We start from the raw sequence: 14,636 nt of genomic DNA on the forward strand, positions 1-14,636 counted from the left end.
CTCTAAGAGGATAAAAGAGTAAAAAAGCACCCTAATGTTTTATAAAAAAGAAGCTGTCAGGATACGTTTCCTGGCAGCTTCTAATAGATTTATTTTTGCTTAGATATTAATTGGCTTTCTCCGATAAGAAGGTCAAACGAACCAAAGCAATTTCTTCCATTGAAATGTCATCCTCTTCCAGCTCTTTTAATGCTTCGTCAAGCGAATCAGAAGTGGCCGTTGACATGAAATAATCCATAATATCCTCAAAAATCTCTTCGTCGAGCATTTCTTCTGTATAATAGTTAATATCTAGTTTGGTTCCAGAATTAACAATCATATACATTTCATGCAATAAGTCTTCCATAGACAAGCCCAACGTCTCGGCAATGTCCTCAAAAGGAATTTTTTTATCAATACTTTGAATGATCGTGACTTTGTTTTTAGATTTTTTAGCAACGGACTTAATGACAAAATCAACAGGGCGTATAATATCGTTGTCATCTACATATTTCTGAATTGCTTTGATAAACTCACGACCGTATCGGCGAGCTTTTCCTTCACTTACACCAGAGATATTTTTCATTTCTTCAATAGAAAGAGGGTAACGTGTCGCCATTTCCTCGATAGAGGGCTCTTGAAAAACAACAAAAGGAGGTACATCTTTTTGTTGCGCTACTTTTTTGCGAACAGCCATCAAGATATTAAACAATGCTTTGTCCAAAACAGATGTATTGGCTTCAGCAGCAGCAGCTTCTTCTTCCTCTGCTTCTTTGATAAAATCATGATTCAACGCAATTTTGAAAGAGGTAGGTTGTTCTATAAACGTTCGACCAGCAGGAGTTAGTTTTATAATGCCATACGTTTCAATATCTTTGACAAGTAAGTTATTAAGCAATGCTTGTCTCAATATAGAGTTCCAATAATGCGCATCTTTATCTTTTCCAGTACCAAAAAGAGATAATTTGTCGTATTTGAAATCTAAAATATTTTTGGTTTTATTAGCAACGATAAAATCAACAATCTCTTTGATATGGCAATTTTCTAAAAGTTGCTCTACTACTCTTAGGGCTAGTTGAACATCTTGTTTGGCTTCGATGGTTTCGCGAGGATACTTGCAATTATCACACATTTTTTCTTCACTACAACTACTATCGGTATATTCTTCCCCAAAGTAATGTAACAAGAATCGACGTCTGCAAGAAGACGTTTCGGAGTAGGCTATAATTTCAGATAGCAACTGACTACCCATTTCTCGTTCAGAAACAGGTTTGTCTCGCAAGAATTTTTCTAGTCGCAAAATATCTTTGTGCGAATAATAGGCAATGCATTTGCCTTCTAAACCATCTCGACCAGCACGACCTGTTTCTTGATAATAATTTTCAATACTTTTAGGAATGTCATAATGGACAACAAATCGAACATCAGGTTTGTCAATTCCCATTCCAAAAGCGATGGTAGCACAAATGACGTCAATTTTTTCCATCAAAAAAGCGTCTTGCGTATCACTTCTTACTTTGGCATCTAAACCAGCGTGATAAGGAGCAGCATTAATGTCATTGACATTAAGTAGTTGAGCAATTTCTTCTGTTGCCTTTCTACTTTGAACATAAATGATTCCCGATTTGCCATTCATACTTTTGACAAATTGAACAATATTTTTTAGAACATCTTCTTTTTTTGCTTTCGGGCGGACTTCGTAGTATAAATTGTCACGATTAAAAGAAGAGACAAATTCGTTGTGATTGCTCATTCTAAGGGTTTTGATAATATCCATGCGAACCTTAGGAGTAGCAGTAGCTGTTAGGGCAATAATAGGAATTTGTTTTTCCATGGTTTCAATCATCGAACGAATGCGACGATACTCAGGACGAAAATCATGTCCCCACTCTGAGATACAATGCGCTTCATCAATAGCGATAAATGAAATATTGGTATTGGCAAAGAAAGTTAAGTTTTCTTCCTTGGTTAATGTTTCAGGAGCAACATATAATAATTTGGTACGTCCTTCTGTAATATCTTTTTTGACCGCTTTGATTTGTGTGCGTGTCAAAGAAGAATTTAAAAAGTGTGCAATAGAATCTGAATCGGCAAAAGATCGGATAGAATCTACTTGATTTTTCATTAACGCAATCAATGGAGAGATAACAAGCGCTGTTCCCTCTACCATCAATGCTGGAAGTTGATAGCACAATGATTTTCCACCACCAGTAGGCATTATAACAAAGGTGTCGTGCCCACTCAAGATACTTTCTATAACTTCCTGTTGAGTGCCTTTAAATTTGCTAAAACCAAAGAATTTTTTCAGCGAATCGTGCAAGCTTATATTTTCTGTTTCCATACTCGAAAAGAGTTTCTTATTTGTTTTTCTCCATAAAGAGAAGGTAATCTATATCTTAAATATATAGAAAAAATGTTTGGCATGCTAGCGTGGGGAATTTTGCATTATTACATCTTTTAGCGCCCAAAACTGGGGTATTGAAAGTACAAAAAAATAACTAGCAATTCAAAATTAAATGTATAATTTTCAACTTAATAAAACTCAAAAAAATAGCTTCATAGGCACACTCATAAACTGATTTAAGACCTTTAAGGAATAGGACAGGCTTCAAAGATACCAACAATTCTATGGAATAAGGACAGTTTCTAAACCAGGTAATAAAGGACTATCATAGTGTAGCCAAAGCATCACTACAGCTTTTTTTGAGTTCAAAAAATCACTGATTTGCTATCAAAAATTATTCCTAAGTGGATAAGTGTCTAATCTAAATAAATAATAAGTTATTGATGATTTAATTTTGCCCTCAATTTCTTTGAGTAATCGCGTTATATAGGTTATAATTAAGTTGTTCCAGTTGGATGTATAGTCACGTTATTTTTGTTTATACTATTCCTTTTTGGTACCACATGGGTTCCATTCCATTTTATGGCAAGGATTAACATCTCAAAAGTTAAAAAAAATAAGTAAGTGGACAGAAAAAAGTATAGTTAAAAATGTAATTGTTTTTAGTGCTGTTCAAAGAAAAAAATTGAAGTTTTAGCGGGCTAAAACGAGATTTTTTGATGAAGAACAGTGCAAAAAGAATTCTATTTTGCCTATAAATTTTTATGAACGATTACTTAGCACCTAATAGATAAAAGCAGGGCAATACTCGGTATTCGACATATATTCAAAAATAAAAAGTATAAGCTTAAGTTGTTATTTTATACATAGCTTATAGTTTTATTATAATCATTTTATTATTTTTATAATGAAAATTAGCGTTCTTTAGACTTAAAGAGAGTGAGTTATGTCTTTTTTATAAGCCCTAGAATGGGTTGAAGGATACGAAACAATTAAAAAATAAGAAATATAATGATTATTAGATTTGTAAAAATGACTTTTCAAGAACAATATGTAGAAGGTTTTTTAAAAGCTGTTGACGAACGAAAAGAACGGATTCGAAATTTTGAAGGCTGTACCTATCTTCAAATTGTTCAAGATATTCACCAGCCCAATGTTATTTTTTCTCATAGTTATTGGGATAGTGAGGAAGATTTGAATAATTACCGACACTCTGATTTTTTTGGTGAAATATGGAAAGAAACAAAACCAAAATTTGCTGCAAAAGCAGAAGCTTGGAGCGTACAGAATGTTTACGAATTGCCTTAAAGTTTATGGCATTAGTTTGAATCTTATTTTATATGAAAATAGTACCACATTGGTTGTTCATAAGATGTTTTTGAAATTATAGGTTTTTTAAGCTTTAATAACCAATGTAGTATAAGGTGCTTTTTTTGTGTTTTTACCAGCCAAGCTTTTGCCAATTGAGCTTGTTGAGTAGCCCTGTCTAAGTCACACAAAAGCTAAAGGACAGGTCTACTTAGTAGTAATGTAGCTAAATATCACTTGAACAGAACAACTTTTTTTTTGTTTAATAGACATCAACCCTTTCTGTTGATTTGTTCTGAAAAAGCATTTTGGGAATGTTCCTTATTCGCCTTATTCTTATTAAAAGTAGCTCTTAAGCAACGACACTTATAGACCAACAAATTAACACAAATTAAAACTAAATGTTATGAAGCAAATTTTATTTACACTATTACTACTTTGTAGTTTTTGGAACTATGGAAGTGGACAGATTATTTTTCGAGGATGTGAGGCAAGTTTATTAGGGGCTCAGGATTATACTTTTACACAAAATGGTACTACAAATGATGGAGGGACTATTAGAAATACATTTGAAACATTACCAGCGGATTTTACTCAAAGCTGCCCCGCAGGTGTATGTGAACTTCGGATTATTTGGTCTATAGCAAATACAAGGTGGGAAATACAACTAGATAATGATGGACCTATAAATACACCAGATTATACAACTGCTGTTTTATATACTAATACAACTGCTTCTTTTCCTAATCCTCCAGATTTGTCATTAGGAACATGGGTAGATGCGGGCTCTTGTGGTGGAAGCGCAATTACTACATTATCAGGAAATGTTCAAAGCACAGTTTCTTCGGGGGCACCAGAAATAGATGTCTTAGGAAATGGTTTATCTATTGTAGATGGTGACGTGACACCTAGTGCTGGCGACGATACCGACTTTGGAAACGTTACTGTCGGAGGAAATACAGCGCGAACATTCACTATTTCAAACACAGGTGGTACTGCAGCCTTGGATGTAAGTAGTATTAATTTGAGCGGAGCAAATGCAGGCGATTTTGCAGTGAGCGGTATTACATTGCCAGCCAATATAGCTGCTGGAGCGACTACAACATTTACACTAACATTTACGCCTGGAGCAGCTGGCGTTCGGAATGCAACGGTAACGATTAATAACAATGATGCCGATGAAGGAACGTATGCATACGCTGTTCAAGGTACTGGCGTTGCAAACCCAGAGATAGATATATTAGGAAATGGTTTGTCTATTGTCAATGGAGATATTACACCTAGTGTTGGTGACGATACCGATTTTGGGAGCGTTAATGCTGGTGCAAATACAGTAAGAACATTTACCATTTCTAATGCAGCAGGAACGGGGGTATTGAATGTGTCTAGTATTGTGGTAAGTGGAGCGAATGCAGGGGACTTTGTAATTGGTGGAATTACATTGCCTGCTAGTGTGGCAGCAGGGGCTACAACTACTTTTACAGCAACATTTACGCCATCAGCAGGTGGGGTGCGAAATGCAACAGTTACTGTCAATAATGATGATGCAGACGAAGGAACATATAGTTTTGCAATACGTGGAACGGGCATATTACCATCCGTTGCAATTACAGAATGGATCGCCGACCCTTTGGCCAATGATTTGACAGATGAGTGGGTAGAGCTGCATAACTTTGGAGCTACTCCAATTGATATTCAGAATTGGGAAATTGAAGATGAAGGCGTAGACGATGATGTTATTACAACGACTAGTTTTATTATTCCCGCAGGAGGTTATGTTATTCTAGCTAGAAATAAAGCAATTTTTGAAGCACAGTGGTTGAATGGTTGCCCTTCTGCGAATGTAATTGAGGTAGCCGGTTTGACTTTAGGAAATGGTGCGGATGAAATTATTATAAAAGACAATAACGATATTGTTATTTGGTCTGTTGCTTATCAAAATGATGATGTAACGGGAATTGCAGCACATTATACCGAAGCACCAACTTTTACGAATAGAATCTGGGGATCTGCTGCTAGTCCAGGAGTAGATCGAACAGGAAATGATCCTGCAACGGGAACATTAGGCTATGAAAATAATAACGCAACAGCCGACCCCAACGTAATGACTTCGACAACAGGAGATATGGGAAGTCCTTTTAATGGTACGTATACACCACCTACAAAAGATCTTGTTCGTGGCGATGTACTAGATTTTGATGGTACCGATGATTTGGTGAGCGTTGCTGATAATGCTTCTCTGGACATAACAGGAGATGTTACGTTTGAAGCATGGGTATTGATAAAAGGAAATGCAGCTACTGGATTCCATACTATTTTGGATAAAACAGAAATAGCTGACAATGCCAACTACAGACCCTACATCAACAGTCCTGCTAACACAATGGGTTTTTATAATGGAACAACTGCCATTAATGCTTCTGCGGCTATTACTGCCAATGAATGGACGCATGTTTGTTGGGCTTATGACAATGGAACAGGGTTAATGACTTTTTATATGAATGGTGCTTCTGTTTTTACAGCAGCCACTAGTATGGGGGCAACCAATGATGGAATTTTGAGAATAGGTACAGATATTTTAGGACGATTTAGCAATGTCTTATTGGATGAAGTTCGCATATGGAATACTACCCGTACGGCAACAGAAGTTCGTGAAAATATGCACCTAACTTTAGAAGATTGTCCAACGGGCTTGGTGGCTTATTATCAAATGAATGATGGAACAGGTTCAAGTGCTTTGACAGATCATTCTGGAAACTCTAATACTGGTACATTAACAAACATGGACCCTGCGACAGATTGGGTCAATTCAGGAGTTAATATAGGGAATGATGCAGGAAATGTTTCTAACAGTCAAACACTTGCTGTAGGAGCTGGTGTGAGTACGCAAAATTTTGCTACAGCTAATTTGAGCATTGATTTTACAGCACATTCTGTACCAGAGGATTTTACCGTAACTTACCACAGGTTTACCCCCAATGCAACAACAGGTATTGTGGGATCGAATATCATTCAAAACCCAATGTGGACGATAGATAAAGCAACAACTTTTTCTACTCAAACGATGGACTTAACATTTAATTTCCCTGTTACAACAATTACAACCGTTGATATTTGTCAACTCAATCTTTATAATCGACCAACAGGGAGTGATGGGGCTTGGACATTGGTACGAAAAGCATCAACCGTTAGTGGAACATCAGTTACCTTTAACGATATTAGTTTGACAGGACAGTTTATGGTTGTAGAGGACAACACAGCTATTCCTGCGGATATTGTTCGGGGCGATGTGCTAGATTTTGATGGAATTGATGATTATGTAGCTATTGGTAATTTAGGAAATGTTACAGATTGGACGATTGAAACGTGGTTCCGTCCAAATGGTCTAAATAATTATGAGAATATATTCCATACCGCTTTTCCTGGAGCAGGAACTTCAGATGATGGCGTAAGGTTAGAGCTTAGTAATAATTTTGCCAATGGATTGCTTTATGTTTCGGTTTCTGGTAATGGTACTTTTAATCCATATACGATTGTACCATTAGGCGGTAATTTACCTGATGAATGGCACCACATTGCTATTGTTGGAGATCAAACGAATGGTAGAGTTATTGTTTATCTAAATGGAATAGAGGTGGTCAATAGTGTCAATGCGAACTGGCCTGCGAGCTTCTCTAATATGGTATTGGGGAGAGGTTTTGACGCTAATAATTTGGACAGAGAATTTTCGGGGCAACTGGATGAAGTTCGTATCTGGACAACGACACGTAGTGCAAATGAAATCCGTGAAAATATGCATTTAACTTTGGATGCTTGTGCAAACGGCTTGTTGACTTATTATCAAATGAATGATGGAGTAGGCTCTGCTACCTTAGCCGATAAAACAGGGAATGGAAATACTGGGACATTAACGAATATGGATCCAGCTACAGATTGGGCAGCATCGGATGTCAATGTTGGAAACGATGCTTTGAGAAGTTCCAATAGCCAAACGATTAACGTTCCTTCGGGAGTAAGTACTCAGACTTTTGTAGCGGCTAATGCTACCATGAGATTCTTTCAGCATTCTGCAACAGAAGAGATCACTGTTACTTATCAAGCGTTTATCCCAAATAGTATTGTAGGGGTGAATGCCACTAATTTGATTCAAAACCCAATGTGGACGGTGAACCGATCGAATAATACTTCTAACTTGGTCGTAGATTATACGTTTAATTTTGCCCCAAATACATTTATTAGTTTGAATCCTGCAAAATATGGTTTGTATTATCGCCCTATGAATTCTGGTGGAGCATGGACTAAAATTGCAGTTGCAAATACTGTAACTAATAATTCGGTAACGTTTGGAAAAATAAGTTTAACAGGACAGTTTATGGTCGTACGGGAGTCCGAAATTCTAGTTTCAGATGTACGTGGTAATATGTACGAGTTTGATGGTACGAATTTTATAGATCACTCTGCTACGGCTACCAACTTGCCAACAGGAAATGCTCCTAGAACAATAGAGGCTTGGATTAAAACTACCCAGTTAGGTTTGGGGAATATTGTTAGTTGGGGAAGAAGAAGCAATAATCAAAGAAATAGTATGGCGGTTCGTGGCAATGTATTGGGCTTTGTAGGAGAACTTAATGATTACAATGGTACGACTGTTATTAATGATGGAGCATGGCATCATGTTGCCATTACTTATGATGGAACAACCATGCGTTTTTATGTAGATGGGGTCTTAGATTTGGCTGTACCAACGGCTACGAACTTAAATACAACCGATCAAAACCTTAGAATTGGAACAATTGCTTTGCCTTCTTCTGGTGAAAATTATCAAGGAAGTATCGACGAAGTACGTATATGGAATGTTGCTCGTACGCAAGAAGAACTTCGTGAAAATCGCCATTTAACCCTAAAAGGTAGTGAAATTGGATTAGTTTCTTATTATCAGTTTAACACAGATGACCCTATAGGAACAGCTGGTGGAGTAAAAGATGGTGTAGGAACAAATGATGGTACAACTGTAAATATGACAGGAGCCTCTTATGTTCCTTCAGAGGTAGCAGTAGCAGGAGGTGCATTTGATCGTATTCTTATTCCAGGACCAGGAGTGTACAATTTGCCGAATACTGATATTACCATACAGTTTGATGCCAATACACCTAATGGAGAGATTGTTGTTTCTCGATTAGAAACTGAAAAACCACATGGCTGGGAAACTATTGGAGGAGATGTCGATGATGAGTATTTTGTGGTGAATAACTATGGTTCTAATGCCTCTTTTGATCCTTTGATTGATTTAACATTTGGTCGAATGAGTTATATTTCTGCGGCTGATGCAGCAGAACCGCAAGGCAATTCACCTTTGCAATTGTTTAAACGTTCAGATAATGCTTTTGGAGCTACTTGGGGAGCTACTCTAGGTGGTGCCAATAATGCAACATCAGGAACGAATGCAAGTGTAAGCTATAATGCTACAAACAATGTCAACTCATTTTCACAACTCGTGATTGCCAATGTTGGTGGAACATCCGATCTACCCGTAGAATTGACAAAGTTTGAGGCAAAACGTCTGAATGCAGATAAGGTGGCATTAAATTGGGTCACAGAGACGGAGATTAATAATCAAGGGTTCTTTATCGAACGTATGTTAGAGACTGAAAGTGAATTCAAATCTGTAACATTTGTAGATGGAAAAGGGCAGACTACTTCTGTTACCAATTATCAGCTTTTGGATGAAAATAGTTTTACAGGGGTGTCTTATTACCGTTTGAGACAAGTAGACTTTGATGGAACAACGACCTACTCACAAATCAAAGCAGTTGAAGGGGGTTCTACTAGAGACGAATACATGGATGTGTCTATATATCCAAATCCTGTACAAAACGAACTACAAGTTCGATTTAATACTTTGCCTATCGGAGTAACATCCGCACAAATCACAATTACAGCAGCGAGTGGCAATGTATTACATAATTTTACAGCAGATATACAGTCGTATCAATTGCTAGAAATTAATGAAGTAGCACAGCTGCCAGCAGGTTTGTACTTACTTTCTATTGAATTTGATAATAAGGAACGTGTAGCTCAAAAGTTTATAAAAGAATAGTTGCATGGCGTAGCTTAGGTTAAGTGAATAAAATAGCAGTACTATCAATTAATTGGTGCTGCTATTTTTTTTAGCCCAAAGAAATGGATTTAGAGCAAAACTTTGGACTGCTTGCATTGTGAAAGCTATGTTTAGAATTAAATGTTAAGATACTTTGATATTGAGCTTCAAATTTTTATAGAAAGATTGAAAAAAAAATGGTGAAATTTTAAACCTTTTTTGCTTTTTTAGGTTTATCTTAAATGCGAATAGATTGTAGTGTTTACCCCCAAAACTCTTTGTATTATTCTTCAAACCATAGGTAATGAAAGTAAAAGAATTGAGAGATATTTTATCTAAAATGCCCAAGGATAAATTATTGAATTTGTCTATTGAATTTTATAAACTGATACCTAAAGCACAAAAGGAAGTGATGGCTTTGGATGACTATATAGAGACATCGGGGCGTAAAAAAAACAAGAAACCTATTGTTTCCATCTCTCTCGCAGAATTAGAGCAGCAAATCAATCAATTTATCATTGATGTTCGAAACCAAGATTACCTATATCCCAATAAAACAATTGTTCGGAAAGAACGTTTAGCATGGCGGTCTAAAGTAAAGCGTTGGGGCAAAGCGTTGACAAAGAAAAATAGAACAGAGTTAAACTTTCCTAAACAAGCAGAGTTGTTGATCCAATTGTATCAAATTATTTGTGAATCTTGTGTTTACGAGTATTTTTCTGCTTACGATGCTTTTCAATCTATCGGAGTTAAACAAGTCGTTTTTTATAAGAATATTCTAAAATTACTGCAAAATATAGGAGACGACGAACAGATGCTTAACAAAGGTATTTCTCTAATTATCGAAAATCCCTTAAATACATATACGTTGTATTCTGATTTGATTATTCAGTTTGTTAAGAGCATCAAAACAGAACGAAACTACATAAAAGCTCTCGAAGTGGCTACTCATTTGTTACAAACAAATGGGTTTAATCGAAGTGATAGTCCAATTGAGCAAAAATGGACAGAAGAAGAAGAATACGAACAAGAACAGAGACACAACAACTTGGTAGAATTGATTTATCGTTTGCATGCCAATTTTTCTGATTATTCCAAAGCTATCCAGTTTTATAAAAAACATTATTATTGTCTCAACGATGAGATAAAACTATATGTTTTGGTGCGTTTGTTATTTGAAAAGGGAAAGAAAAAATTGATCAAACAAGAAATTGAATTGGCGATCAAACAAGGCATTAAACCGCGTGAAAATCTGCTTAAATTGTTGGCGATGATTAATGACGAAAATTTATTGCCACAATATTTATAATCGACTATTAAGTTGTAGTAGCAGCGCAGCCAACTATTGAAGTTGTTGATTAGTAGTTTTTTTGTAAACGATAAAGTCTAACAAATGCCCCAATTAATTATACCTGGAGGATCTGGTTTTTTAGGTTTGGAATTAGCACGACATTTTGATGCTAAAGGTTGGGACGTGTGTGTGCTCTCTCGTCAAAAAAAAGCAGCTATAGGACGTATTCAATTTGAACAATGGGATGGAAAGACATTGGGAGATTGGACAAAGGTAATAGATGGAGCTGATGCCGTTGTAAATATGGCTGGTCGGACAGTTAATTGTCGTTACAATGCGCTTAACAGAAAACAGATTTTAGACTCTCGAATAAATTCTACAAGAATTTTAGGAGAAGCCATTGCACAAGCTCAAACAAAACCAAAAGTATGGATTAACTCTAGCTCTGCTACGATTTATGAAGATACGAGAGGGCAGGCACCTGCCAACGATGAGTACAATGGAACGATTGGAACCGATTTTTCTATGAATATCTGTAAGGCTTGGGAAAAAGAGTTTAGAGCAGCACCAGTTGATTCGGTGCGAAGAATTGCACTTCGAACAGCTATTGTTATAGGAAAAGAGCCAGGAGGAGCCATGGAATATTTAATAAATCTTTCCAAGTTCTGGTTAGGAGGGACCCAAGGAGGTGGTAACCAGTTTATTAGTTGGGTACATCTATATGATTTTAGTCGTGTGGTAGAATTTTTAATTGAACAAGCGCATATTGATGGAGTGATTAATTGTGCTGCCCCAAATCCTGTAACAAACAAGTCCTTCATGAAAGAATTGCGTCAACAGCTGGGGCGTTCGTGGGGACTTCCTATCCCCAAAACGTTGTTGGAGATTGGCGCTGTATTTTTACAAACTCAAACGGAGTTGGTGCTTAAAAGTCGAAAAGTTGTCTCCAAACGTTTAGAAGACGAAGGATTTCAATTTGAATATCCGACCATTCAAGCTGCATTTAAAGAAATTTGTTCTTAATTTTATTGATAAATATTAAAAGAGTCCAAAGGCGTATTAAAATAATTTTTATCAGATAAGTTTGACGTATCTACAGGCGTTGAGGCATTGAATGTTTCTTCCGCATCTTTATAAAGAAACCACTGCTTTTTTTCACGGTCATATTTGAAGGTAAGGTGTCTAGCCCAACGGTTTTGACTACCTCCATAATGCTGTATAGAGACATATTGTTCATGTGCTATTAAGGCACTAAAAGGATCTCCCATTTGCCCTCCACAGTCAACGCAATAGACAGCTTTGTCATTTCTTGCAATGAGATGGAAGGAACCCGTGGAGTCTGCTGCCAAAAGTAATAAAGGGCGCAATGTTGGTTTGTTGTTGGCATAGTCAGATGTTTCTTCTTCTTTGTTTTTTTTCAAAATAAGAACAGCATCCTCAAATCCATCCGCATTAAAGTCGGTTGTTGCTTGACTAAGGATACTATGATTATCCAAAACAAATGAATCAATAGTCAAAACGACAGGTGTTTTAGTTGCTGTTGGCAATGCTGTAGGAGGGGAAGATGTATTACTCTTGTTATTACAGGAAATAATTAAAATACAGAGTAAAAATAATAAAGGCATATTTGAAGTAATTAAAGATGAAGAAACGAAGTAGAGTTCCTAATTGACTAAGGAAAGAAGGAGTTTAGTGACTTGTTAGTTACTAACTAAAGCCCGCCTAATATCATTAAAGATTTAGGCAGGCTTTGAATTTTTTAAGAGAGCAATTTAAACGATTTGAGAAAAACGTTTGTAAGCATTGGCTAGTTTTATGTCGTATTTATTTTTGGCATAAGCAGGCCCATTGTAACCTTTAGCTAAAGCAGCCCAATTTTTAGACGGACCTTGAACGTGTCTGATTAAGTTGTTATCTTTCAAGAATCCCATTAAACCACCCAATTGATTAATGCCAGGTTGGTACATTGCTTCTACAAATGACTCCACATTTGAGTAGCCAGCACTAGCATAATTAAAGCCCATGATTTGGAACTCTCCCCAAGAAGTAGATTTTAGAGCAGCCGTTTTATCAATTTTCTTAGCCAATTCTAGGCGGTCATATTCTCTCTCGTTCCATTTATAGTTTGTTTTTACCCATTTTGGATAAATGATATTCTCGTTGCCTTTTTGGAGAGCAGCAGGATTCTTACCTGCTTTTTTTAGTTCTCGCCAAAAGATATGCCCTTCAAACAAAATCTTAGGACGTCCATCGGGCAAAAATCCATTCCCCCCAGATTCTACAGCCTGAATTGCTAAGATAACCGCTACCTCAATACCATATTTTTTAGCAACATCATAGATACCTCCTCTGATACGACCGATGCCTAATAGTGTATTCCATGTTTTGCCATTGGCATCAATGCGACCATCAGGTTTAGAGCTACCCACAAACTCCTTTTGGAATCGTTTGATAGCACTTACTAGAGGAATATCTATAGTGGTATCTTCTTTTAAGTTGTAATTAAATTTAATCAATAGTTTTCTGACAAGAAGAACATCTTCTGGAAGGTTTGTACCTTTGTGTCCAACAGATTTTTTTATTTTACTGGTAACACTTAATTCTTCTGGAAGTGGAGCATCACCTGTCGTAACAACCATTTTTTCATCATGAGGATTGTCATGAGGAGTTACTTTATTTAATTCTTTCCAAGTAAAACCATTAGGATCAACTCGACCATCAGGATTAGCGATACCTAGTTTAGCTTGAAAAGCTTCAATCGCTTCAATAGTTCCAGGACCAGCATCGCCATCAATATCGAGATGAGCTCCTTTTTCGTGCAATAATTGTTGTACTAATTTCACATCATTAACGTGGTTGTCTCCATTCTTTCCAACAGAGCCTGTTAATGACTTAGCAGAGCCAGAGGTTGTTTGGTCTGGTGGTACGGATTGAGCATTTAACTTTTTCCAAGTAAAACCATTGGGATCAATTCGACCATCAGGTTTTGGGAGACCAATACTTTGTTGAAATTCTTTGATGGCACGGATTGTTTTAAGACCACATTTACCATCTGGTGTTAACTTCAGTAACTGTTGAACGAGGATAACATCGTCCAGTTGATTGGTTCCTTTTTTACCAACTGAAGCTTTAATTTCGGTTGCTTTAGATGCTAGAGCTGTATTGGAATCAGTATCTGTTGTAGTTTCTTCAGAAGGGTTAGAAGTAATTCTCTTACTCAAGTTTTGCCAAGTAATTCCCTTGGGATCAATGCGACCATCTGTTTTTTTGAAACCTAAGCTACGTTGAAATTTTCGTATGGCTAAATTGGTTTTAGGTCCTGCATGTCCATCGGCTTTGATGCCTAATAGTTCTTGTACAAGTTTAACATCATTGTATTCGTTTTTGCCATTTTTACCTACCGAGTTATTAATTGTCTTTCGGGGAGGAGGGGGAGCTGCTTTTTCTAAAACAGGATTCGCTGCAATTAGCTTTTTGGCATAAGGATCATGTTTGGATGTGTCATGGGGGTTGTTGTGAATGGTTAAATACTTTGCAATATCTTTTTGCAATTGACCAAGTTCCTCAATGAAATTCATATTAATAATGGTTTTTATAGTGTGTGTAACAGTAAGTTG

General features: G+C 36.6%; 7 protein-coding genes. 4 read left to right on the top strand and 3 right to left on the bottom strand.

Translation table 11 applies throughout. The features are described 5' to 3' along the window. Positions 1–106: 106 nt before the first annotated feature. Positions 107–2,320 carry a DNA helicase RecQ gene (gene recQ / locus CG11_RS01175; protein ID WP_052592275.1) on the bottom strand — a complete coding sequence of 738 codons (2,214 nt, stop codon included), beginning with the start codon at positions 2,318–2,320 and terminating at the stop codon, positions 107–109. 1,014 nt (positions 2,321–3,334) lie between these two features. On the opposite strand from recQ, the gene CG11_RS01180 reads away from it, so the two are divergent. The 4 genes from CG11_RS01180 to CG11_RS01195 all read left to right on the top strand — a co-directional run bounded on the left by CG11_RS01180 (position 3,335) and on the right by CG11_RS01195 (position 12,042). Then, the gene (locus CG11_RS01180) at positions 3,335–3,631 is read left to right on the top strand and encodes a putative quinol monooxygenase (protein ID WP_052592277.1); all 297 of its coding nucleotides are present in this window, start codon (positions 3,335–3,337) and stop codon (positions 3,629–3,631) included. 406 nt (positions 3,632–4,037) lie between these two features. Beyond that, the gene (locus tag CG11_RS01185; RefSeq protein WP_052592278.1) at positions 4,038–9,728 is read left to right on the top strand and encodes a LamG-like jellyroll fold domain-containing protein; all 5,691 of its coding nucleotides are present in this window, start codon (positions 4,038–4,040) and stop codon (positions 9,726–9,728) included. A 304-nt stretch (positions 9,729–10,032) separates the two neighbouring features. Further along, a complete protein-coding gene (locus tag CG11_RS01190; protein ID WP_052592279.1) occupies positions 10,033–11,037 on the top strand; it encodes a hypothetical protein in 1,005 nt (334 codons plus the stop codon). An 84-nt stretch (positions 11,038–11,121) separates the two neighbouring features. Next, positions 11,122–12,042, top strand: a complete 921-nt coding sequence (locus CG11_RS01195) for a TIGR01777 family oxidoreductase (RefSeq protein ID WP_052592281.1) — start codon at positions 11,122–11,124, stop codon at positions 12,040–12,042. 2 nt (positions 12,043–12,044) lie between these two features. On the opposite strand, the gene CG11_RS01200 is transcribed toward CG11_RS01195, so the two are convergent. Then, positions 12,045–12,644, bottom strand: coding sequence for a hypothetical protein (locus CG11_RS01200; protein WP_052592282.1), 600 nt, complete (start codon positions 12,642–12,644; stop codon positions 12,045–12,047). A gap of 147 nt (positions 12,645–12,791) precedes the next feature. Then, the gene (locus CG11_RS29635; protein ID WP_081909426.1) at positions 12,792–14,597 is read right to left on the bottom strand and encodes an N-acetylmuramidase domain-containing protein; all 1,806 of its coding nucleotides are present in this window, start codon (positions 14,595–14,597) and stop codon (positions 12,792–12,794) included. Positions 14,598–14,636: the final 39 nt, after the last annotated feature.

Origin of the sequence: Aureispira sp. CCB-QB1 (assembly GCF_000724545.1) — a bacterium.
In the GTDB taxonomy this organism is placed as follows: Bacteria; Bacteroidota; Bacteroidia; order Chitinophagales; family Saprospiraceae; genus Aureispira.

Bases quoted from the DNA above. Each gene is read 5' to 3' on its own strand.
- CG11_RS29635 (WP_081909426.1), bottom strand. From the start codon at position 14,597: ATGAATTTCATTGAGGAACTTGGTCAATTGCAAAAAGATATTGCAAAG.
- CG11_RS01195 (WP_052592281.1), top strand. From the start codon at position 11,122: ATGCCCCAATTAATTATACCTGGAGGATCTGGTTTTTTAGGTTTGGAA.
- CG11_RS01200 (WP_052592282.1), bottom strand. From the start codon at position 12,644: ATGCCTTTATTATTTTTACTCTGTATTTTAATTATTTCCTGTAATAAC.
- CG11_RS01190 (WP_052592279.1), top strand. From the start codon at position 10,033: ATGAAAGTAAAAGAATTGAGAGATATTTTATCTAAAATGCCCAAGGAT.
- recQ (WP_052592275.1), bottom strand. From the start codon at position 2,320: ATGGAAACAGAAAATATAAGCTTGCACGATTCGCTGAAAAAATTCTTT.
- CG11_RS01185 (WP_052592278.1), top strand. From the start codon at position 4,038: ATGAAGCAAATTTTATTTACACTATTACTACTTTGTAGTTTTTGGAAC.
- CG11_RS01180 (WP_052592277.1), top strand. From the start codon at position 3,335: ATGATTATTAGATTTGTAAAAATGACTTTTCAAGAACAATATGTAGAA.